This window comes from Bifidobacterium callitrichidarum, assembly GCF_003129905.1.
GTDB classification, from domain to species: domain Bacteria; phylum Actinomycetota; class Actinomycetes; order Actinomycetales; family Bifidobacteriaceae; genus Bifidobacterium; species Bifidobacterium callitrichidarum.
Genome location: NZ_QFFM01000030.1, coordinates 1 through 22,307, shown reverse-complemented (window position 1 = coordinate 22,307; position 22,307 = coordinate 1). Strand labels below are relative to the sequence as shown.

The 22,307-nt window shown below is 63.7% G+C and carries 19 protein-coding genes and 3 tRNA genes; 10 read left to right on the top strand and 12 right to left on the bottom strand.

Features of this window, described 5'->3' with window-relative positions:
- Nucleotides 1-8: 8 nt before the first annotated feature.
- Together rpmB and DF196_RS11415 are read right to left on the bottom strand one after the other, a co-directional pair.
- Nucleotides 9-203: a 50S ribosomal protein L28 gene (gene rpmB, locus DF196_RS11420; protein WP_109057925.1), complete on the bottom strand. Its 195-nt coding sequence runs from the start codon at nucleotides 201-203 to the stop codon at nucleotides 9-11.
- 195 nt (nucleotides 204-398) lie between these two features.
- Nucleotides 399-1,874 carry an aminotransferase-like domain-containing protein gene (locus DF196_RS11415; RefSeq protein WP_109057924.1) on the bottom strand — a complete coding sequence of 492 codons (1,476 nt, stop codon included), beginning with the start codon at nucleotides 1,872-1,874 and terminating at the stop codon, nucleotides 399-401.
- Between the two features lie 239 nt (nucleotides 1,875-2,113).
- Between DF196_RS11415 and DF196_RS11410 the strand changes: the two genes are divergently transcribed.
- The 3 genes from DF196_RS11410 (at nucleotide 2,114) to DF196_RS11400 (ending at nucleotide 5,625) form a co-directional block, all read left to right on the top strand.
- Nucleotides 2,114-2,845, top strand: coding sequence for a LysE/ArgO family amino acid transporter (locus DF196_RS11410; RefSeq protein ID WP_109057923.1), 732 nt, complete (start codon nucleotides 2,114-2,116; stop codon nucleotides 2,843-2,845).
- A 248-nt stretch (nucleotides 2,846-3,093) separates the two neighbouring features.
- Nucleotides 3,094-4,119 (top strand): PfkB family carbohydrate kinase, encoded by a 1,026-nt coding sequence (locus tag DF196_RS11405; protein ID WP_109057922.1) that lies wholly within the window; start codon nucleotides 3,094-3,096, stop codon nucleotides 4,117-4,119.
- A gap of 225 nt (nucleotides 4,120-4,344) precedes the next feature.
- Nucleotides 4,345-5,625, top strand: a complete 1,281-nt coding sequence (locus DF196_RS11400; RefSeq protein ID WP_109057921.1) for an MFS transporter — start codon at nucleotides 4,345-4,347, stop codon at nucleotides 5,623-5,625.
- An 88-nt stretch (nucleotides 5,626-5,713) separates the two neighbouring features.
- Here the strand turns inward: DF196_RS11400 and DF196_RS11395 are convergent, their stop codons facing one another.
- The 4 genes from DF196_RS11395 to DF196_RS11380 form a co-directional block, all read right to left on the bottom strand.
- A complete protein-coding gene (locus DF196_RS11395; RefSeq protein ID WP_241519709.1) occupies nucleotides 5,714-8,452 on the bottom strand; it encodes a bifunctional lysylphosphatidylglycerol flippase/synthetase MprF in 2,739 nt (912 codons plus the stop codon).
- Nucleotides 8,449-9,873 carry an alpha/beta hydrolase gene (locus tag DF196_RS11390; protein ID WP_109057942.1) on the bottom strand — a complete coding sequence of 475 codons (1,425 nt, stop codon included), beginning with the start codon at nucleotides 9,871-9,873 and terminating at the stop codon, nucleotides 8,449-8,451. Before DF196_RS11390 ends, DF196_RS11395 begins: the two co-directional genes overlap by 4 nt.
- 179 nt (nucleotides 9,874-10,052) lie before the next feature.
- Nucleotides 10,053-10,433, bottom strand: a complete 381-nt coding sequence (locus tag DF196_RS11385; RefSeq protein WP_109057919.1) for a hypothetical protein — start codon at nucleotides 10,431-10,433, stop codon at nucleotides 10,053-10,055.
- A 6-nt stretch (nucleotides 10,434-10,439) separates the two neighbouring features.
- On the bottom strand, nucleotides 10,440-10,763 hold the full coding sequence (locus DF196_RS11380; RefSeq protein ID WP_109057918.1) for a type II toxin-antitoxin system RelB/DinJ family antitoxin: 324 nt from the start codon (nucleotides 10,761-10,763) through the stop codon (nucleotides 10,440-10,442).
- A gap of 169 nt (nucleotides 10,764-10,932) precedes the next feature.
- Here DF196_RS11380 and DF196_RS11375 point away from each other — a divergent pair, with 169 nt between their 5' ends.
- Together DF196_RS11375 and DF196_RS11370 are read left to right on the top strand one after the other, a co-directional pair.
- Nucleotides 10,933-11,613 carry a LysE family translocator gene (locus DF196_RS11375; RefSeq protein ID WP_109057917.1) on the top strand — a complete coding sequence of 227 codons (681 nt, stop codon included), beginning with the start codon at nucleotides 10,933-10,935 and terminating at the stop codon, nucleotides 11,611-11,613.
- Nucleotides 11,614-11,685: 72 nt separating this feature from the next.
- The gene (locus DF196_RS11370) at nucleotides 11,686-13,239 is read left to right on the top strand and encodes an amino acid permease (RefSeq protein ID WP_109057916.1); all 1,554 of its coding nucleotides are present in this window, start codon (nucleotides 11,686-11,688) and stop codon (nucleotides 13,237-13,239) included.
- A gap of 156 nt (nucleotides 13,240-13,395) precedes the next feature.
- Here DF196_RS11370 and DF196_RS11365 read toward each other — a convergent pair whose 3' ends face one another.
- Complete coding sequence (locus tag DF196_RS11365; RefSeq protein ID WP_109057915.1) at nucleotides 13,396-14,055, bottom strand: HAD-IA family hydrolase; 660 nt, start codon at nucleotides 14,053-14,055, stop codon at nucleotides 13,396-13,398.
- A 129-nt stretch (nucleotides 14,056-14,184) separates the two neighbouring features.
- Between DF196_RS11365 and DF196_RS11360 the strand changes: the two genes are divergently transcribed.
- A complete protein-coding gene (locus tag DF196_RS11360) occupies nucleotides 14,185-15,522 on the top strand; it encodes an esterase/lipase family protein (RefSeq protein ID WP_241519708.1) in 1,338 nt (445 codons plus the stop codon).
- A 263-nt stretch (nucleotides 15,523-15,785) separates the two neighbouring features.
- Here the strand turns inward: DF196_RS11360 and DF196_RS11355 are convergent.
- From DF196_RS11355 to DF196_RS13990, 4 genes are all read right to left on the bottom strand, one after another.
- Nucleotides 15,786-15,858 (bottom strand) — tRNA-Val (locus tag DF196_RS11355).
- A 46-nt stretch (nucleotides 15,859-15,904) separates the two neighbouring features.
- Nucleotides 15,905-15,976 (bottom strand) — tRNA-Val (locus DF196_RS11350).
- Between the two features lie 38 nt (nucleotides 15,977-16,014).
- Nucleotides 16,015-16,087, bottom strand: a tRNA-Gly gene (locus DF196_RS11345).
- A 261-nt stretch (nucleotides 16,088-16,348) separates the two neighbouring features.
- On the bottom strand, nucleotides 16,349-16,801 hold the full coding sequence (locus tag DF196_RS13990; RefSeq protein ID WP_241519707.1) for a GntR family transcriptional regulator: 453 nt from the start codon (nucleotides 16,799-16,801) through the stop codon (nucleotides 16,349-16,351).
- Between the two features lie 288 nt (nucleotides 16,802-17,089).
- Here DF196_RS13990 and DF196_RS11335 point away from each other — a divergent pair, with 288 nt between their 5' ends.
- Entirely contained in the window at nucleotides 17,090-17,650 is a 561-nt protein-coding gene (locus DF196_RS11335) for an NADPH-dependent FMN reductase (RefSeq protein WP_109057914.1), read from the top strand.
- A gap of 190 nt (nucleotides 17,651-17,840) precedes the next feature.
- Here the strand turns inward: DF196_RS11335 and DF196_RS11330 are convergent, their stop codons facing one another.
- A complete protein-coding gene (locus DF196_RS11330; protein WP_109057913.1) occupies nucleotides 17,841-18,992 on the bottom strand; it encodes an Mbeg1-like protein in 1,152 nt (383 codons plus the stop codon).
- A gap of 224 nt (nucleotides 18,993-19,216) precedes the next feature.
- On the opposite strand from DF196_RS11330, the gene DF196_RS11325 reads away from it, so the two are divergent.
- The 3 genes from DF196_RS11325 to DF196_RS11315 all read left to right on the top strand — a co-directional run bounded on the left by DF196_RS11325 (nucleotide 19,217) and on the right by DF196_RS11315 (nucleotide 22,179).
- The gene (locus DF196_RS11325; protein ID WP_421728489.1) at nucleotides 19,217-19,804 is read left to right on the top strand and encodes a methylated-DNA--[protein]-cysteine S-methyltransferase; all 588 of its coding nucleotides are present in this window, start codon (nucleotides 19,217-19,219) and stop codon (nucleotides 19,802-19,804) included.
- Between the two features lie 204 nt (nucleotides 19,805-20,008).
- On the top strand, nucleotides 20,009-21,379 hold the full coding sequence (locus DF196_RS11320) for a DUF2974 domain-containing protein (protein ID WP_109057912.1): 1,371 nt from the start codon (nucleotides 20,009-20,011) through the stop codon (nucleotides 21,377-21,379).
- A gap of 116 nt (nucleotides 21,380-21,495) precedes the next feature.
- Nucleotides 21,496-22,179, top strand: coding sequence for a TetR/AcrR family transcriptional regulator (locus DF196_RS11315; protein WP_109057911.1), 684 nt, complete (start codon nucleotides 21,496-21,498; stop codon nucleotides 22,177-22,179).
- Nucleotides 22,180-22,307 lie beyond the last annotated feature (128 nt).

Below are 22,307 nucleotides of genomic sequence, written 5' to 3'. Positions count from 1 at the left end.
TACGCGATTCACGCGGCCACGCGCTGAACCTTGCCGGCCTTGAGGCAATTGACGCACACGCGCAGGCGAGTGTTCTCGCCGTCGATCGTGGTGCGCACAGACTGCAGGTTCGGGCGGAAGCTACGCTTGGTACGACGGTGCGAATGGGAAACGGTGTAACCGGTCTGCGGACCCTTACCGCACACTGCGCAACGAGCTGCCATGATGGACTCCCTTAAACCTTGTTGTGTCAAGTCTTTTCCGTGTCCAACCGGCGGTGTTACCCGACATGCCGAACACACAACTTCACAAATATACAGCTCAATACTGACAACCGCAACTCTTGCGTGTATCATGCCGCGCGCGGCGCGTCCGACGCACCGCCGGAAGGCGACGCCCGAACCGGGACCGGAACCCGCTCACACCAGTTCGGCGAGCACGGCAGCGGCCCGCGCGAACTCCTCGGGCGTGACGTAGGCGTAGCTCAGACGCAGCGCATTGTTGCTTTCGAAGTCATAGATGTCCCCGGGATTGAGCAGCACGCCGCGCTCGCTGGCCCGCTGGAACAGCCGGCCCATCTTTACCGGCTCATCGAAGGTGAGCCAAATGTAGAAGCCGCCGTGGGGCACGTTCCAATGCGCCCTGCCGGAGAACAATCCGTCCAGGGTCCCCAGCGCCGCATCACGGCGCCGGCGCAGCTCGGCACGCAGCGTGTCCAGATATTCGGAATACAGACCGGAAGTCAGGAATCGCGCGAACACCCATTGGCTGAGCGTGCTCGCACCGTAGTCCATCTGCATCTTGACGTCCGCCAGCCGGTGCACGATGCGTTCGTCGGCCACGATCCAGCCGATGCGCAGGCCCGGCGCCAACGATTTCGAGGCGCTGCCCAGAGTGATGACCATGCCGGTGCTGTCGTAGGTCTTCAGGGACTGCGGGGTCTCGCCCTCGAACACCAGATCCTGGTACGCGCAGTCCTCGATGATGGGCAGGCGACGCTCCACGCACGCATCGATCAGCGCGCGGCGGCGGTCCGCGGGCATCGTGACGCCGGTCGGGTTGTGGTTCGTCGGAATGGTGTACAGCACGGCACCGCCTCGTGCAGGGGCACCCGGCACGACGTCCGGGGCCGGCAATACGCCGCGCAGTGCGTCCACATTCAGTCCGCAGGCATCCATCGGCACGCCGGCGAGCTTCATGCCGGCCGACTGGAACACCTGCAGCGACTTGATGTAGCTGGGCGCTTCGGCATAGACGGTCGAACCGGCGGACAGCAGGCTCATCGAGATCATCTGCAACCCCTGAAGAGCACCGGAGGAGATAAGCACCTGTTCAGGCCGGCAGTCGACGCCCCACTGCTTCATGTGAACGGCGATGGCTTCGCGCAGCACGTCCAAGCCTTCGGGCGGCGGGTAGCCGAGCGAGTCGATTTCGTCGGCCGCCTCGCGGGCCACGCGCCGCCACATATCGCGCGGGAACAGCCTCGGGTCGAGCTCGCCGGTGCCGAGCCTCACTTTGGCGGGGTCGAATTCCAACCTATTGATGGCCTGGATGGTGTCGTTGTTCGCCTTGAAGAATCCGGAGGAGACGTAGTCCGCCCAGTCCGGCGCGCCGGACAGCATCAGCGACCAGGTGTTGCTGGCGATGCGCGTGCCGGCGCCGTGACGCCCTTCCACGATGCCGTAATCGGTCAGTTCCTCGATGGCGGCGATGATGGTGGACCGGTTCACGCCGAATCTTTCTGCCATGGCGCGTTGGCTGGGCAGTCGGGAGCCGATGGGCCACTCGCCGGAGGCGATGCGACCGCACAGGTAGTCGACGATCTGCTCGGTGACCGGCTTGCCGCTCTCGCGGTCCGGCCGCCAGTCGATATCCAGCGGTGCGCTACGGGCCATGGTCGGCTCCTCTCCCTCTATGAACACCCGACCATTACCGAAGATTTGGTTGGGTACAACAAGCATCACTTGGCTGGTTGCCAAGTGTAATCTACTGCATACCATAGAGCAACAGTATTGAAACATAAGGGATTTCCGGCATAGGTAATCCAAGAACGAATAACCAGCCGGACAAGGTTTGGCTGGTTTTGGTTGGGTGAATATGACCCAACCAAACAGAGGGTAGAGGGAACGGAATCATGGGTCTGTACATTCAGGGACTGACGATGGGACTGGCGTACATCGCGCCGATCGGCATGCAGAACCTGTTCGTCATCAATTCGGCGTTGACACGCACGCGCCGCAACGCCCTGATCACCGCGCTCATCGTCATCTGCTTCGACATGGCCCTTTCGCTCTCCTGCTTCTTCGGCATCGGCGCGCTCATGCAGGCGCACCCCTGGCTGGAGACCATCGTGCTGGGCCTGGGCGGACTTGTGGTGGTACGTATCGGCATGGGCCTGGTGTTGCCGAAGCGCCACGGTTCCGGCAAGGAAGCGGACGGCAATGGACGTGCCGAAGCCGTCAGCGGCACCACCGCGTCCACCCAGCCGGCAATCGCGGCCCGCGCGGACGCCTCCGCCGCGGTCGCGCCCACCGCCGCACCCGCTCAGCATCTCGGCATGCACGGCCTGCTGAGCACCATCGGCACCGCCTGCGCCGTCACCTGGTTCAACCCGCAGGCCATCATCGACGGCACGCTGATGCTCGGCGCGTTCGCCGCCACCCTCAGCGCGGGCCAGACCACCCCGTTCATCACCGGCGTCGAGACGGCCTCCGTGCTGTGGTTCCTCGGCGTCACGCTTATCGTCAACGCCTTCGCGCACAAGTTCAGCCCGAAGATCATCGACGTGCTCAACCGCGTGTGCGGCGGCGTCATCACCCTGTACGGCGTCAAGCTGCTGGTGGACTTCGCACTCGTCATGCTGTGAGCGCGTCACACCGCAAGCGCGGCGCAAACATGCATGCCGCAAACACGACGAGGCCGCTGTGAGCCGATTCACACCAGCCACAGCCTCCCTGAAATCCCCCTGAAACACCGGTAAACCATACAGCTTATCCAATAATGCGCGGCGATTTGTCCATTCCACGCACGCATCGCTCCCATATAATCTGCATATAAGAGACGTCAGGGACGAAGGGGCCCAGGACGTTCGATTTTCCAACGAAGGAGGCTGCGATGTTGAATCTGCGGCGTGGAATCGGTACCCACCAGCCCAGCGTGATTTCCTTGGGACAGGTCTGGGTGGACATCATGATGAACGTGGACGAGGTGCCACCGCAAGGCGGATTCGCCGTGGCCGACCATCCCAAGCCCTCCATCGGCGGCAGCTACCGCGTGCTTGAGGCCGCCAGCCGCATGGGCGTTCCGGCCGAGCATGCCGGCATCCTGGGCAACGGCCTGTGGGCGCACTTCATCCGCCAGTCCTTCCAGGACAACGGCATCACGCACATCGGTCAGGACCGTCTGGACGAGGACTCCGGCTTCCGCGTGGTGCTGAGCGCCGAGGAGCCCACCGATTCGCACAAGAAGACCTTCATCGCCTCCTACGGCGCCGAGGCGCACGGCGATGCGGACACCTTCGCGATGCTGGAGCCGCAGGCCAACGACGTGGTGCACATCAGCGGCAACACGCTGATGGACCACACGGCCACCGGCGTGGACGGCTTCCTGCTCAAGGCCGGCACCGACCCGGCCAAGCGCGACTACACGCTGGTCATCAACCCCACCAACACACTGCGGCTGGTCAACGACCACATGCTCGAGGATCTGGTGCTCGCACGCCCGATCTGGTCCTGCAACCGCCAGGAGGCCATGACGTTGGCCGAACGCCTCGGCGCACCGATCGACGACAGCAAGGTGACCATCGGCGGCGGACTGGACGACTTCATGCACCAGCTGTGCGACGGTTTGGGCTCCACGCTGCGTGCCCCGCTGGTGGTGCGTGTGGGCTCTCGCGGCGCATGGGTGCGCGAACCAGGCGGCGAGACCACGCATATCGAGGGATTCCCCACCAAGGCCGTACACACCCGTTCGGCCGGTGGCTGCCACACCGGCGCGATGTGCGCCATGCTGGCCGAGGGGCGTGATCTGGCGGAATCGGTGAAGGTGGCCAATGCCGCGACGTCCGTGGCGATCGCGCACAGCGTCAACGGCGTGCCCCAATGCCCCGACTACGACGAGGCCGCCGCCCTGCTGCAGTAGCGATTATCACCTCGGCTCCCCTCTTTGAGGGGAGCTGTCACCGTAGGTGACTGAGGGGAGTCTTCTCCACAGGGGCGTCGTTTACCTCGCTTACGGGAAGCCCACTGGGCTTCCCGCTTCACGGCTCGGCCCCAATATTGTTCACGCTCCGTTCAACTTAAACGGCACTTCGCCCATATCCTCGGCTTTTACGATGGAATGCAGTCAACGAATCCGAGGAGCATTATGAGCGCTGCCAGCATCGCAACGCCGCCGCAGAACGGCGCAAACGGCAAACTGTCCGCACACGAGAAAAAGTGGATCGTCTACGACGTGGGCAATTCCGCGTTCGTATTGCTGTCCACCGCGGTCATCCCGATCTACGCGAAGTCGCTGATGCCCGCGGACGGCAACATCGTGTCCGCATGGGGGTACGCGCAGACCATCGCCTCGCTCGTCATCGCCCTGCTGATGCCGGTGCTCGGCTCCATCGCCGACGTGCAGGGCATGAAGATCAAGTTCTTCCTGGGCTTCTTCGGCACGGGCGTGGTGATGTGCTGCGCGATGGCGCTGCCGCTGACCTGGCTGCCGTTCCTCATCGTCTACGTGCTGGCCACCATCGGTCTCAACGGCTCGCTCACGTTCTACGATTCGATGCTCATCGACACCACCACCAACGAGCGCATGGACAAGGTCTCCTCGCACGGCTACGGCTGGGGCTACGTGGGTTCCACCGTGCCGTTCATCGTCTGCATCGCACTGATCTTCGGCGGCCCGGCGCTGTTCGGCTGGTCCACGGTGGCCTGCACGCGCGCCTCGTTCGTCATCACCGCCGTGTGGTGGGTGGCGTTCACCATTCCGCTCATCACCAGCTACCGTCAGGTGCACTACCGCGCCACCCGCGACCACGCGCGCGAGGCGATCCGCGGCACATTCCGTGAGCTGGGCTCCACATTCGGCAAGATCGTGAAGAACAAGCCGCTGTGGATGTTCATGGTGGCGTTCTTCTTCTACATCGACGCGGTGAACACGGTGATCTCGATGAGCACGTCCTACGGCACGCAGCTTGGCATCGACTCCACGCAGCTCGTGGTGGCCCTGCTGGTCACGCAGTTCGTGGCGTTCCCGTGCGCGATCCTGTACGGTCGGCTGGCCGGCCGGTTCGGCTGCAAGCCGATGATCACGGTGGCCGTCGCGGCGTACATGGGCATCGTGTTCTTCGCCACGTTCTTCCTGAAGTCCGCGCTCGAGTTCTGGATCCTCGCGATTCTGGTGGGCATGTTCCAGGGCGGCATCCAGGCGCTTTCCCGCTCGTACTACGGCAAGATCATCCCCAAGGAGCACGCCAACGAGTACTACGGCTTCTACGATATCTTCGGCAAGACGGCTTCCATCCTCGGCACGTTCCTCGTGGCCACCACCACGTCCCTGACCGGCAACGCATCGCTCGGCGTGCTGTCCATCGCGATTCTGCTGGTCGTGGCCCTCGTCTTCCTCTTCCTTCAGAAGGATCCGACCAAGGCCTGATTGACCGACTCAGTGATGTGATAATGACTGTCCCCCCAAGGCGATACTCTCCCATCGTCTTGGGGGACAGTCGTTATCACGGGCGAGGCTACGCGCGCAACGTCTTGAGCATGCCGGTCACTTCGGCGGGCGTGACGGACGGCACGTAGGCACGCACCACCGCCAGCCCGATGGTCGGCAGCGCGGCCGGATCGGGATAGCACACGTACACGGGCACCTCGGCGGGCTGGAACTTGCGCTTGAAGTTGAACAGCGAGTGGAATCCGTAGGCCGGCTCCATCCAGTCAGCCACGATCTGCAGCGCGTGCTGAAGCACCTGCACGCCCTCGTCCGGCGCAGCTGCGTTTCCGGCATCCGCGGCACCGCCAACGCCCGCGCCGGCATCGCCATCGCCGCTCCGGTTGTCCCGCTCGGGATTCATGCCGGCCAGCGGCGCGGCGGACAGACTCATGAACTCCACGGCATGCTCCGGATCGGCCTGACCGTCGTCGCGCAGACGTTCGGCCATGCGCGCGATGAGAAACTCCATGATGCCGTTGGGGCTGTCCGTGCGGTGACGCATGAAATCGAGCGTCCAGCCGATCACGCGGCCGTCACGCCACGTGGGTAGCCAGCTGGTGACCGCCAGCACGCGGCCGTCCGCGTCCACGGCGTATAGCAGCCGCACGCGCGGATCACGCAGCTCCTCGACGCCGCCGAGCGTGAACTTCATCTCCGGCAACGCCTTGAGCTGCGCCCACTCCTCGGAGATGTCCTCGATCTGCTCGCGCACGTCCAGCGGCGCTTCCAGGAACGTGGACTGCACGTCGGTGATGCCGTCGCGCTTGGCCTTGTTGATGGCCGTACGCACGTCCTGCCATTTCTTGCCGGTGGTCTTCCACGCACGCGGATCGACCACCATCTCGCTGCCGACCTCGATGGACTGCCAGCCGCTTGCCACCAGTTGATCGCGCTGTTCGCGATGCACACTGTAGAACACCGGCGACCAGGACTGTTCGACGCAGTACTGCGTGAAGCCGACCAGATCGTCCTTCCATTCCGCGGGGTCGCCGAACGGTCCGGTGCAGGTCAGGGCGATGCCGTTGAGCACGCGGTACGCCACGGCCGATTTGCCGGTGGGTGACATCCAGTAGCTGTTACCCTCCCATGTGGTCATGAAGCTCATCGATTCACCGCCGGTCTCCACCAACCGGCCGGCGCGTTCCTGCGCACGTTCATTGGAACGGGTGACATCGCCCATCCAACGAATCACCACGCCCAGCACCACAATCCAGAACACCAGGCCGACACCCTGGTAGATCACGGACGCCATCGGGGTGCGCGGCACGAACGACAACTTCATATGGCTCAGGAATCCGATGGGCAGGAACCGGCCCGGCAATTCGGCCAGCAACGATGCGGCCGTGGCGTTCGGCGAGAATTCGTCCGGCTGGGCCAGTCCGTACAGCAGGTACACGCCGGCGCAGGCCAGCAAGGTCACCAGCATCGTCCCGATGCCGCCGATGAGACGACGCCAGCCGATACGAACCGGGAAATGCCGCATCGATACGATCAACGCGACGGCGAACGCCAGCGGAGGCAGGGTGTTCGCCACGCATGCGGACAGCGCGCCATGCTCCATCAGCGACGCCATGCCGTCCGGCGCGAAACTCAGCGGAACGACGAGATAGTAGGCAATGGCGAGCCCCGCGACGACCAGGTTGATTCCCACGGTCGCGATGGCGGCGAAACGGCGGCCCCGGTACAGGCCCCACGCCAGCACCAGCATGACGGCCGTGGGCAGCAGCGAGCGCAGCACGGCCCCCGGCATCGAGGCGCGCATCAGGTCGAACTGCAGGAAGCAGCCGTCATGGGTGGCGTCCGCCAGACAGCGGGCCAACGTACCGTCGTCGGCGGAGACGGGGCTCATCAGCAGGCCGATGGTGCTGAGCGGGCCGGCATGGTTGTGCGAGGTGATGGCGACGACCGGGCCCAGCGCCAGTACCACGGCGATTGCGGCGAACATCCTGCGGGCCTCGAAGGAGGTGCTGCGCAGCCAATGCCAGCCGATTTCGGCCGTTGAGGAGGAATCAGCTGATTCGGCAGCGGAGGAAGCAGAACGTTTCGCCATCACGTGTCCGGCGATATGCCCGGCGAGCGCGGCGACCAGAATGCAGTAGACGCCGGGGTTGCCGCTGTACAGCAGCACGACGAGGATTGCCGCATAACCGATGATCCGTATGCGGCGACGCCACAGATGGCTGCACCGTGCGCTGGCCGCCATCATCGCGCCGATCGGCAGTGCCAGCGGGCTCAGCGTGAATCCCATCCGCGCAACGAAGCTGGAATCCTGGAATATCCAGCCGATCGCCGAGCACAGGGCGAGTCCGACGAAGATGCCGATGACGGCGCAGGTGAACGCGGTGATGATGGTGAGGCGACGCCCCAATCGCGTTTCGGCGATGGACAGCATGACGATCCATAGCACGGCGTCGATGACGAGCTGCAGCACGCCGCGGGCCAGGAACAGGGTGGCGACGAGTTTGCCGAAGCTGAATTCGGCCATGCTGGTGCTCAGGCGCAGCGGAAACGCGAATCCGGCCATGGCGGCCACGAGCCAGACCACGAGGTTCAGCACTACCAATCCGGCGGTGGCGGTGACGCAGAGACGGTGGCCACGCGCCCAGCGCCGCGCGTCGTCGGCCAACGCCTTCCAGTTGCCGGCCGCGTGGGAGGAGGCCGGGCGGCGCGGGGCTTGTTTCGGCTTGTTCGTCGCGGTGTTCGTTGCTGTGGCTGTTGCGGCGTTCGTTGCGGCATTCGCCGCTGTGTTCATTACGGTTCCGCTCATTGCAGCACCTCCACTTGACTGTATTCCTTCACTGATTTCGTCATGGCTCCCAATCCGGTTCGCTGTCCGAACCATTCAAGTCCGGGCTTCCAAACGGCCTGCACGGCGTGCCAGTCGTGGCCGGTGCCGGGCACCAGCAATTCCGTGACCTCCATACCTGCCTTGCGAGCGGCCGCCGCGATCGTGCGCATGTTCCTGATCGATTCGGCGTCCCTCTCGCCAGCACCGGCGAACAGCGCCTGGCTGGAGGAACCGGTCGCGGCGATGGCGTTGACCGGCACCTGCGCGTCATAGGCGTTACGGTCGCCGGCGAAGTAGTTCTGGACCATCTCGTCGACGGTGCCGCTGGTCGGCTTCAGCTCGCCGTCCACCGGCAGCATGGCGCCGTAAATGTCCGGGTGACGCGGGGCAAGCTGGGTGGTGCAGGTGCCGCCCTGCGAGAACCCGCCGATGGCCCACATCGAAGCTTTCTTGGCCACAGGCAGGGTGCGTTTGGCCCATGCCACCACGTCCTGGGTCAGATAGGTTTCCGCCTTGCCCTGGGTGGTGTCCGCGCACAGGCTGTTGTGGGTGTCGGCGCCGTTCTGGTCGGGCACCAGCACGATCGGGGCTAGGCCATGATGGCTGGCGGCGTACGTGTTCATCATCGCGGCGATGCCGCCGGCGGCGACCAGTCGCCCAGGGCTGCCGGGCTGGCCCGCGAGCAGCTCCATCACCGGCAGCGCGGGCGGTTGCTTGCTCAGCGCCGCGGGCGGCAGGTAGATCATCGCCTTGCGGGCCGTGAAACCGGATTTGGTGTTCGGGATATCCACGGTGAGCACCTTGCCCTGCTTCGGCATGTCCGGCAGGGCGTTCTGCTGCGCCTTGTTCAGCCATTGCTCCACGCTCATCGAGGACTTATGGACATCGATCGAATCGATGGAGGCATAGGGCGTGTATCCCACGAGGCTACCGACGGTCTGGTACTCGCCGTAGATGCCGTCCACGCCCAATCCGGTGGACAGTATGATGAGCGGGATCAGTACGATCGCGCAGATTCGACGCAGACGACGGGTACGCAAGGCCGCGGTGAACACAAAGCCCAGCGCGGCGAGTCCGGCGCCCACGGTGAAGATCACGGGCCAGCCCAGCGAGACGCCGAACGCCACGAACACGTCGGAGACCAGCCATGCCGCGACCGTGCCGAGCACCTCGCATATCACCATGGCGATGATCGAAACCGGCAACGGCCGCAACCAGACGGAGCCGCGCAACGCTTCACTTCGACCGCCGTTCCGGCCGACATCGCGTACCGCATCCACGAGCATCAGCACGATCAGCACGGCCGCGACGACTGCGGTCACGCCGAATACGGTCCGCGGCAGCGCACCACGGACCAACGACCACTCCATCACCGTTTTCATCCATACGGAGTTCTGCATGCCATCCTCCCCCACGGATTCCAAGCGCATAACCCTAACGCGCAGACCATGGAGTATCGGCCAATTTCATAAAACCCAATGAAAGTTCCCAAGCTTTCTTCAGGTTTGTCCGACACGAAACAGGATGCAGATTCAGATCGTCCCCGGCTTCTTTCAAAGCCAGCCCTCAACGGACCGAATCACAGCCAGATAGATTCATCAGGAGGCACGCTGCTCAGCGCACCCACCAGCCTGATGGCGTCTTCCCTACTCAGCGTTCCCGTATATCCTTGCAAATCCTTGCGTTTGAAACGAACCAGCTGCGCACAGCGAGCGGTGGTAACGTGCGTCAAACCAGCTTGCTCCCAATCAAGCAGTTGAACGTCACCGGCACCTTCCCACTTCGGATTGCTGGTCAGCTTCACCGCTACGCCACCATCACCATCCACGTCGATGACGATGCACGTGACATAGTGGTTGCGCGAACGGGTCTTGTCCTCCTCGAACCTGACTGGCATGCGGTACACATCGAACGTGCGCAAAATCTCCGGCACAGGTTTCAGAACAGGACGGTCAGACATGATGATTCAGTCTTTCCATGATTGCGGCAGCACCGGCGTACCGTCCGCGTCACGTTTTGGCTCGGCAATCATTCTGCCGGGAATAGAAACAATCGGATACCCTCGATCGTCCAGCCCCTGATACACTACTCCATTCGCCGCAACCGTACCCGCTTCGGGCAATGCCGGAGCTACAGGCGCGGCGCTCGGCTGGAAGGGCATACGCTGCTCCTTGACCGACTGGCGCAGGAATACGTTGATTGCGGTGTTCAGGCTCATGCCCATCGATTCGTACAATTCGGCTGCTTGCTTCTTCAAATCCGCATCCACCCGATATGTTGACGTGACCATGACCTACCTCCACCATTTTGATTTCATTTGTATTCTATTCCGAATATAAACGAAATCAAAATGACGTCAACATGACTTAACTGCACCACCATCCGTAACATGTCGCCAATGAAAGGCGGGTTCAATGGGCGGAAGACAGCCACGGCAGTGAAGGAGGCATCACATCACCATGACATACGCACAGGCATTGCTGGGGTTCGCGTTGGTGGCGGGGTCGATGGCGTTGCTGCCGGGACTCGACATGATGATGGTGGTCAACGAGACCATCAACACCACCCGCAGGCGCGGCATCGCGGCGGCGTGCGGCATCTCGTTCGGCGTGCTGGTGTGGGCGGTGGCGGCCGCGGTGGGCCTTGCCGCCATCATCAACGCCCTGCCCGTCGCCTATGACGCCATCCGACTGCTCGGCGGACTGTATCTGCTGTATCTTGCGGTCAGCCTGGTCCGTAAGCCGAAGGACGAGCGCAAAGCCGAGCAATCACAGGAGCGCGCTTCGCAACTTGCACCAACCGAAGCCTCGGACTCCCGCTTCCCCATCGTCTCCTCGTTCGTGCGCGGCTTCCTCACCGACCTGTTCAATCCGAAGATCGGCGTCTTCTACATCGCCGTGATCCCGCAGTTCCTGGTGCCCGGCGTGGATCATCTGCAGATGGGCGTCTCGCTCGGACTCATCCACTTCGTCGAAAGCATGACCGTGCTCATCACGCTGGCATGCATGGCCGCGTTCTTCGCCGGCAGACTCAAGTCCGGCCGCTCGCGCCGAATCCTGAGCTTGGTGTCCGCCGGCATCATGGCGATTTTGGGCGGCGTGACCATCACCGAAGCCGTACGGAGTCGTCTGACCGCGTAGCCCCGTGCCGGTATACTGTTCCGGGCCGTCTTGAGGCGGCCGCCATGGAACACGCATGTCAGAGAGAGCAGCATGAGCCAACCCGACCTTGATACGACGGCGCAGTCGCCGTCCCAGCCCGCAGCGGCATCGTCATCGATTCCCGCCGCGTCGAGCACCGGCGAACCCGCGACCGCTACCGGAACCAACCGCGAAACCGGCGGCAAAGACCACACCAAGCACGCACTGCACACGAATCTCAAGCGCGGCATGGAATCACGCCACCTGCAGATGATCTCGCTGGGCGGCGTGATCGGCACCGGCCTGTTCCTGAGCTCCGGCTACACCATCCAGCAGGCGGGTCCGATCGGCACGATCCTGGCGTACGGCATCGGCGCGGTCATCGTGTACCTCGTGATGCTGACCCTCGGCGAGCTGTCGGTGGCCATGCCGGTGACCGGCTCGTTCCACGTGTACGCCGAGAAGTTCATCGGCCCCGGCACCGGATTCGTGATCGCCATCCAGTACTGGCTCACCTGGACCGTGGCGCTCGGCTCCGAATTCACCGCGGCCGGCCTGCTCATGCAACGGTGGTTCCCGCACACGCCCACCTGGATATGGAGCGCGGCCTGCATCATACTGATCTTCACGCTCAACGCGCTGTCCGTGCGGTTCTTCGCGGAGGCCGAGTTCTGGTTCGCCTCCATCAAGGTGTTCGCCATCTGCGCGTTCATCGGCATCGGTCTGCTGGCGATCTTCGGCGTACTGCCGATGAAGGGCTACGACCATGCTCCGCTGTTCGGCAACCTCACCAAGGACGGCATCTTCCCGAACGGCTTCATGCCGGTGTTCGCCACGATCCTGACCGTCAACTTCGCATTCTCCGGCACCGAGCTCATCGGCGTGACCGCCGGAGAGACACGCGACCCCGAGACCGCCGTACCGAAGGCCATCCACACCACGCTGTGGCGTCTGGTGCTGTTCTTCATCGGCTCCATCGTGGTGATGAGCGCCCTGATTCCGTGGCGTCAGGCGGGCGTGGGCGAAAGCCCGTTCGTGCTCGTGTTCAGCTCCATCGGCATCCCGTACGCGGCGGACATCATGAACTTCGTGGTGCTCACGGCCGTGCTGTCCGCCTCGAATTCCGGCCTGTACGCCTCCACGCGCATGGTGTGGTCGATGGGCAACGAGGGCATGATCCCGCGCTGGTTCGCCAAGACGAACCGTCATGGCGTGCCGATGCTGGCCCTGTGCGCCGCGATGGCCGGCGGTCTGCTGGCGTTGCTGAGTTCGGTGATCGCCGCCTCGACCGTGTACCTGGTGCTGGTGGCGCTTTCCGGCTTGTCCGCGGTGGTGGTGTGGATTGCGATCGCGTACTGCCAGATCGTGTTCCGCAAGCGTTGGATCGCGTCCGGACATTCCGCGGACGAGCTCAAGTACAAGACGCCCGGCTACCCGTGGACCTCGTGGGCGGCGTTCATCCTGTGCACCGCATCGTTCCTGCTGGTCTTCTTCGACAAGGAGCAGCGGTTCGCGCTGGGGGCCGAGCTCGTGTTCATCGTGGTGTGCTACGCCGCGTATTTCGTGCAGCGCTGGTGGCGCAAGTCCCATCCGCGCGAGGAGGACAAGCCGCTGCAGCTGCCGTGAGGCTGTGCAAGGTTACGTAAGGCTGCCGATACGCACGATACGAAGTCGTGACGGTCGCCTCTGTGCCGGACCTGTATGCAAACGCACGCGGTCCGGCACAATTGTTTGCGGCACAGTTATTGGGCTGAATCTTGACCGAATCCGACTGAATCGTTTTCAGTCCAACAGCCGCGCCCGCAACGACGCGGCGTCGGTGAAACGGATGCCGGTCAGGCCCTCCGCGGTTCCGGCTTCGGCGTTCCATGGCTTGTCGTCCACGAAGGCCGTATGCGCGGGCTCCACGCCGAATCGGGTGATGGCGCGGCGGAAGATCTCCGGATCCGGTTTGTGAATGCGTTCGGCGCTGGAGACCACCACGTCCTTGAGCAGTCGCAGCGCAGGGAACATCTCGCGCGCCGCATCCACGTATTTGACGGTGAAGTTGGTCAGACCCCAACAACGCACCCCGGCCGCGTCCAAGTCACGCAGGAGTTCGGGCATGCCGGGCAGCATGCCGACCAGGGCCAAACGTTGCCGTTCGAAGTAGCGACGGAACGCCCGCAAGGCGGCGGTATCAGCCGTCGTACCATCACCGTCGTCACCCTCGCCATTACCGGAGTCGTCAAGCCCATGATGCACGGCATAATCGACGAGAATCCGCTCCTCGCTCCAACCCAGATCGGACAGCTCATCGTAATGCCAGAAGCCGTACGGATCAGCGCGGTCGAACAGCCGGTCGATGACCTCGGCCGGAGCCTGCCCCTCCAACGGCACGCGGGGTTTCCAATCGACCAGCACATCGCAGAAATCGAAGATCACATCGGTAAACGCAGCCATGGCCACTACCCTAGCCGGCCCATGCACCGTCGTTCCCGCAAAGTTCATCTACGGACCGCACCGCCGCGGCGCTACGGTGAATAGACTGAGATTGACATGGCCGTCAACGTAGGGGGAACAGTGGGGCATATGACCGGTCGCATCACCGCGTGCAGGTTCGGCGTCAACATGCTGAGGCTGTTCTGGTGGACCACGCTCATGACCACCATCGGGCTCGCGGCAACGCTCATCACCATGCTCGCCATATCATGGCCAGCGCCATGGGGCACGGCGTGGCCGGTCTGGACTGCGGGGCTCACAGCCGTAATCGTCATCGAATCCATCGTCTTCTGGATCGGCATCATCACCGTATACGTCACGTCGGTGCAGCTCGGCCTCAAAATCCGCGTGATCGGCATACTGTGCGGCTGGATACCCATCGCAAACCTCATCGCACTGCGACTCATCATCCGCACGGTCGGCGAGGAAGTGCGATTCGAGACCGCCAAGGACCAGCTGGACCGCGCGCGGGCATCCGAACGCATCTGCGCCACGCGACACCCGGTCCTGCTGGTGCATGGCGTGTTCTTCCGCGATACCGCACTGCTCAACTACTGGGGCCGCATCCCGGCGGAACTCCAGCGCAACGGCGCCACGATCTATTACGGCGAACATCAGTCGGCCGCGTCCGTGCCGGATTCCGCCCGCGAGCTGACCGCGCGCATCCGGCATATCGTGGAGACGACCGGATGCGGCAAGGTGAATGTCATCGCGCATTCCAAGGGCGGGCTTGACATGCGTTACGCCATCGCCCGCTGCGGGGCGGCGCCGTTCGTGGCCTCGCTTACCACCATCAACACGCCGCATCGCGGCTGCGGGTTCGCCGACTATCTGCTGACCAACATCCCGTTGCCTGTTCAGCACAAGGTCGCGGCCACGTACAACGCCGCGGCGGCACGATTGGGCGACACCAAGCCCGACTTCATGGCCGCGGTGCATGACCTGACTCAGGCCGGCTGCACGCGACTGAATGCCGAAATCGGCGACCGGGCGGAGCTGAGCGGCACGCGCGGACGCAACGCCGGCGGTGATGCCGTGCCACGCGACGCCGGGATTCGGACGCCGCAATCGCCGCACCCGCAATTCCCCGTACCAGCGTACGGGCCAGCTGCCGGGCCGGCGGATTTCGATCCCTTCGCCGGCATCGTCTGCCAAAGCGTCGGCTCGAAACTGGCGCACGCCACCACCGGCAAGTTCCCGCTGAACTTCACGTACCCGCTGGTCAAGTGGTTCGACGGACCGAACGACGGGCTCGTGGCCCAACCGTCGTTCCCCTGGGGCGAACAGTTCACTTGGCTGGAGCCGAACGGCATGCGCGGCATCTCACATGCGGACATGATCGACCTCAATCGCGAGAACATCCCCGGATTCGATGTACGCGAGTTCTACGTGCAGATCGTCGCCGCCCTCAAACGCCGGGGATTGTGAGAAATCACAGGGATTCCGTCTGCACCACTGCCGTTTCTGGGCATATACCTACCATGAATCGACCGCCATTCTCGATTCTGTGCATGCACGTACCACGAAGGCCCCGTCTCCCTGGTTTTCGTGATACGTATATGCCCAGAAATTCGTTTGTGGTACGTGTATGCACAGAATAACTGGCTGGTATATGCCCAGAAATCGACGCGGGCACTCCCCGTTTCGTCCGATAACAAAAAATCCCGCCAAACTTGGCGGGAGATGAAGGGTGGGCGATGTAGGAATCGAACCTACGACCCCTTCGGTGTGAACGAAGTGCGCTAGCCGCTGCGCCAATCGCCCAAGGGCACATAACAAAACCGGCAGTCGCCTGCCGGCCGTATGTGAGTGGGCGATACAAGATTCGAACTTGTGACCCCTTCCGTGTCAGGGAAGTGCGCTACCTCTGCGCCAACCGCCCGGGTCTAGGTCATCCGGCCGAGTGGCCGGCCTTCTGAGAGCGGACAACGGGACTCGAACCCGCGGTCTCAACCTTGGCAAGGTTGCGCTTTACCAACTAAGCTATGTCCGCATGTCGCTTGCGAGAAGCAACAGGTGAATAAGATACGCGCTTTTGCGAAAAAATGCATCTTACGGCGTGTCTCGGCGAAATTCCGCGGTTTTTGGATTTTCACCATCAGACGCAAATCACCTCAAACCACCTGAATCGAGTCACATTTCAATCGCAAATCAACCTGCACTTCGGAGTGTCGCGAGCAACAGACCGCACCACGAGCACCCGCCCGACGACCTCCAACTCACCCCAATCCATTCCAATCCGCATTCCATAATCTCACAATTCGGGCGCCGGCATATCCCACATCGTGCCGATCACGTCCTGCACCTCACGCCGACTCACGCCCTGCCGATGCGCCGCGGCCACGAGCACCTGCACGGCGGCCAGCACCTCGCACGGCGCCTCCTCCTGCTCCGCCACACGGGACGGCCGGCCGGCGCTCGTAACGATCAGCCCTTGCGATTCCAGCTCGCCGTACGCCCGCCGCACGGTCCCCGGAGCCACGCCAAGCTCGGCGGCAAGACCACGGATCGACGGCATTTCGGCGCCCGACGGCAACTCGCCGGAACGGATCAGCCCGGTGAACCGCGCCACGATGCCGTCGGAACCGCTGACATCCGTTCTGGCACATGCCCTGCAATCCACACCCGAATCAGCACCCATATCGGCACCTGCATCAGCACCAGCAAGCACGATCGAACCGGTCGCGCTACCATCGATGGAAGCCATCGTCGCATCCTTTCCGACAGGGTCGGCATTCCGAAACGCCGCAGTACCGCAGCCGGCGCACGGGTCCACCGCCCGGCATCACCCTGTATCAGCCAAAACCTGTATCAACCAAACGACACAGTACCACCTATTCAATACCGCAGAATTCCGCCATTCTTCACCCAAGGTGAAGCGTGTCCGCGGCACAATCGCACAATACTGAAGGTGATACGAATGCCGCCTCGGGCGCAGCGCGTCGGCCGCGCCGCCGGACGGCATCCGGCAGTCAATAAAACGAAGGGAAACATCATGACCAAGCTTCTGTTCATCGTGGGCAGCCTGCACAAGTACGGCTTCAACGACCAGCTGGCCGACGAGGCCAAGGCCCTCATCGGCGACCGTGCCGAGGTGAGCTTCCTGGATTACTCCGACGTGCCGTTCTTCAGCCAGGACGAGGAGTTCCCGACCCCGCCGGTCGCCGTCGCCGAGGCCCGCAAGGCCGTCGCCGAGGCCGATGGCGTGTGGATCTTCTCCCCGGAGTACAACTACAGCTACCCGGGCGTGCTGAAGAACCTGCTCGACTGGTTGTCCCGCCCGCTCGAGCCGTTCCCGGCCGAGTCCGCCTCCGTGCTGGCCGGCAAGAAGATCGCCATCTCCGCCGTGGCCGGCCAGTCCGCCGGCGCCGGCACCCGCGCCAAGCTGAACGAGGTGCTGGGCTTCAACAAGGCCGAGCTGCTGCCCGAGTCCGAGCAGGTGGGCGTGGCCCTGGCTCCGGAGGCCTGGGGCACCGGCAAGCTGGCCCTCTCCGACGAGGACAAGGCCAAGCTCGCCGCCGAGGCCGACGCCTTCCTCAAGTTCGTTGAGGCCTGATCCTTACCTCAGCGACCGAGTGACCGAGCGATACGTATAGGCATACATAGCCTCGCATAAGCTCTCACGGAAATGGGCCGGTAGCGCACTTCGGCGCCGCCGGCCCGTTTCGTCGTATTTGCCTGACTATTTGCCTGACCATGAGCCCCGCCAAGGCAAGGGCCGTCGAAGCAGGGACGACCGCTCACTTTCAGCGCTCGTCCTTCAGCGACCTGGCGGCCGACTGCGGAATCGCCTTGAGCACGCTCGCGATGACCGCACGGGCCTCGGGATCGGTCCCGCGGGCGGCTGCCACGATCTTCGGCAGCGCTTCGGTCCAATGTTGGGCCAGATCCGCGAATTGGCCATACCCGGCCGCGGCGAAGATGCCGTACACCTCGTCCACCACGATGCGCCTGCGTTCCTCGGGAATGCGGTCCAGCCATCCACTGATGGTCCGGTCGATGAGCTGCGCGCCGCGCGTGAGCTCGGGCACGGTCTCGAACTCGCCGTCCGCGATCTGCCAGGTGCCGCACATATGTTGCAGGATGCTCACCGCATCCGATCGCACGACGGTCCGCTGGGCGCCGGAATCCAGCAGCATGCCGATGATCGACGATTCCGGCACGGTCTTGTCGATTCGCCCCTCGACGTCCCGATAGCCATCCGACTGCACGACCGCAGCCGGGAATCCCGGCCCGTCATGCGAGAAGATGCGTGAGACACGGCCGGTTTCGCCGTGCTGTTCCAGCATCATCGTGGCGTAGGTGGCGAGGTTGCCGCCTTTGGAGTGGCCGCCCACCATGAGTTGCACGGGATTGCCGCCGAATGGCCCGGCACTGCGTACGGCGATCGATCGGAGATAGTCGGCGGCCAACCGTTGCGCGGGCACGGGGAAGGTGACGGCCATATTGAAGTCCTCCTTCCAGCCGACAAGTGTGCCTTCGGTGCCGCGGAACGCCACGTATAGGGTGGGGTTGCGCGACCCGTAGCCGGTGCAGTCGGTCAGGTCGAAGGTCATGGCGGCGAATTGCGTTTCGCTGGCCGGATCGGTGTGCTCGGCGGATTCGCCGATGGCCAGGCCGCGCCATCGCGGCGATTCGGCGAGCGCACGGAGCAGGTCGAGCCGTTCGCGGTTCACCGATTCCGAGCCGGCGCAGAACATGTCAGGGTAGTCCTCGGCACGCAGCATCGCGCCCAAGGGCACGGTAGCCACGGTTTTGGCCGCGTCGAATGCCGGCACGACGGCCATGGGCGGATGGACGTAGGAGAAATCGGACAGGACCAGCGAGTCCACTGCGGAGAACGGCTTGTCCGCGAAGGTGCGGAACTCGGTGCGCACGTATTCAAGCAGATTGCCCATGGCTCCACTGTAGCCGCCCTGGAGTGCCGCCGTGAATCCTGCGTTTGCGGCACAGGATTTTGCTCTACGGTCTACGGCAGACCGAATCAATCGTCCGCGTTGCCGTTGCTCGACGGTTATGCCGACGCATAATGGGTGTCATGTCCCAATCCGCACGATTCGCACGGCCGGTGCAGCCCGCACACCCCTCGTATTCCGCCACGGTCGTCACACCGATCGGGCGCATGCACATGGCGTCCGACGGCACGGCGCTGACCGAACTGTGTCTGGAGGACTGGTGGTGGGCGAAAAGCCGGAACGACGACGACTGCGGAACCGCGACCGGCGACGCCACAGCCGCCAGCATCCCCGATAACACGGCCGCAGCGGGCGATGCGCACTTGGATACCGTTGTCCTTATCGCACCGGAACACCGCGCGTCCGAAGGCGCCCGCGATATCTTCCGTCAGACCGGCGCCTGGCTCAAAGCCTACTTCACCGACGAGCACCCCGATTTCGGTTCCGCTCCCCCGCTCCACGCGCAGGGCACGCCATTCCAGCATGAGGTGTGGGCCCTCATCGCCGAAATCCCGTACGGCCGGACGGTCAGTTACGGCGACATCGCCGCCGAACTGGCGGAGCGACGCGGCGGCGGCCGTATGGCGGCGCAGGCCGTGGGCGGCGCGGTGAAGCGCAACCCCATCACCATCATCGTCCCCTGCCACCGCGTGGTCGGCTCCGGCCGTTCCTTCGGCGGCTACGGCGGCCGCCTCGACATCAAGGCCACTCTCCTCGACCTGGAAGGCGTGGACCTCTCCCGTTTCGACCTATAGGAAGACGACCGGCGAGTACCATCTCCGTCATACCCCACATCACCGGGAATTATGGCGGGAAAACGGGCGGGGATGTTCGCCGTGGGAGCATCGTCGGGAAGCCGCGCGCGGCGGAATCGTAGAATTTTTCTTACGTATGCAAACCGGCGCAGGACCGGCAGGAGCGTCGAAACGGACCGAAGCACACCAAAGGAGGGCAGCGGCATGGGCGACATCATCGAATACGCGCGCACCGAGACGCGAACGTTTGCCGAACTGCCGCTCAACGAGGTGGACGCGCTGATCTTCGGCACGCTCATCTACGAGGACGTGGCCGCGATCTGCCCCACGCTCATGCTGGACGAATCGCAGCCGCAATCGGCAGGCAGTTCCTTCGCGGCCCGCATCCGCGCGTTTGAGCCTCGTCACCCGCTCATCTGGTTCAGGGCGCTGTGGCATCCGGCGTTGGAGTCGGTAAGCCTTGCGGACGCGAACCAAGAACTGCACCGCTCGCTCACCACCGACGCGGACGACAAACCGCACGAGCCGCAAGTCGTTTCGGTCATCGATCCAAGCCTGACCCACCGTCTGTTCGAGGCGTGCGCCCTGTCCCCGCGATTCGCGGACGTGCGTCTCGGCGCGGTGGTCGAACACATCAACCGAGGCGAACAGACGCAGTTCGCAGCGGCCACGTTCCAGCTGCCGGACGGCCGCAACCGCCGCAATCCCACGCATAAAGGCACGCTCGTCATCTCCTTCCGCGGCACCGATGATTCGCTGATCGGCTGGAAAGAGGATTTCAACATGTCCTTCCAGTACCCGGTGCCGGCCCAACGCGCGGCGAGCGCCTATCTGGATACGGTGGCGCGCCTGTGGCAGGGGCCGATCATTCTGGTGGGCCACTCCAAGGGAGGCAATCTGGCGATCTACTCGGCCATGAACGCCGAGCCCAAGGTGCAGCGGCGCATCGAGCACATCTACTCGTTGGACGGCCCCGGCTTCCCACCGGAGATCGTGACCAGTCCGGCGTATCAGGCCGTGCAGCCGAAGGTGACGAAGATCGTGCCGGATTCGTCGATCGTGGGCATGGTCTTCGAGACGCCCGAGCCTTGCCGCGTGGTCTCGTCCGATTCCGACGGCATCATGCAGCATTCGGCGTACACCTGGCTGGTGGACGGCGACCGGTTCGTGACCGAACCTGATTTGAGCTCCAGCTCGCAACTGTTCAACGAGCAGCTCAACCATTGGATCGCGGCCCTGACCCCGGAGCAGCGTGAGCGTGCCGTGGACGCGCTGTTCCGTGTGCTGCACGCGAACGGCGCCACCAGTCTGAGCGACCTGATGGGCAACCTCCCCGCCGCGATTCCCTCCATGCTGGGCGCGTACGTGGGGCTCACACCCGAGGACCGCCGGCATCTGACCGAGGCGTTGGCGATTCTGTTCAAGGCGTCCACCGCCAAGCGCAAGCGCGCGACGACGACCGGATCCGCGGCGCAGAAGGCCGAAAAGCCCGGTTCGGCCGATTCCGAGCCTACGGCAACGACCGGCGGCGGCGCGTCCGCCGCCAACGACGACCGCAGTCTTCCGGCCAAGTAAGGCCGTTCGCATCCAAGCCAGCGCACCCTCCGCAATCGGATATTCCGTAATTGGGTATACTGTACAATAAATTATTTAGACAGCATGACCAACACAACCAGCGAAGAGAGGGAACGATGCCACGCCCACGCCATGATTCCGAAGTACTCCCGGCCAAGGAACGCCTTGAAAACGCCTTCTGGGAGCTGCTGGCCGACCGCGACTACCGCAAGATCACCGTCACGGACGTGGTGCGCGAGGCCGGCGTGAATCGCAATTCCTTCTACTACCACTTCTCCGGCCTGCCCGAACTAGCCGATTCCGCCATCCTGCATCAGGTGGAGGCCATCCCGCTTCCCCAAGCCCCGGATCCGAACGGCAATCCCGGCGAGCAGTGGCGCGAACGCATCACCGCGCTGCTCGCCGCCCCCGCTCCACGCCAGCGCCTCGACCGCCTGGCCCTGCTCGCCGGCCCGCACAGCACGCTGGATCTGACCGAATCCCTGCGTGATTTCGCCCGTCTGCAAATGCTCAGCATGCTTCAGCTCAACCCCGAGCACATCAGCCTCAAAACCGATCTCATGGTGGAGTTCACCGTGGGCGGCATGCTCGCCGTGCTCCAGCGCTGGCCGGAACTCAGCGACACCATCGAAATCAAGGACCTGCTCAAGGAGGACGTGGCCGTGCTGGCCATGGGCATCTACCTGGCCATGAGCCGCGAGGACATGCTCGCCTACTGGAACCGCATCTTCGTCCACAACGCACAGGGCCTGTCCGCAACCGGTACGCCGGCCGGTGAGGTTTCTCACAAGGCGCAATAGCCTGCAATGCTGGCGTTTTCGCGCCGCTCACGGGAAGATGGAACCATGACTGACGAGAACATCATGAATGTATCCGATCCCCGCGGCGGCAGCGACGCCGTCATCGCGGCCAACGCCAACACCCCCAC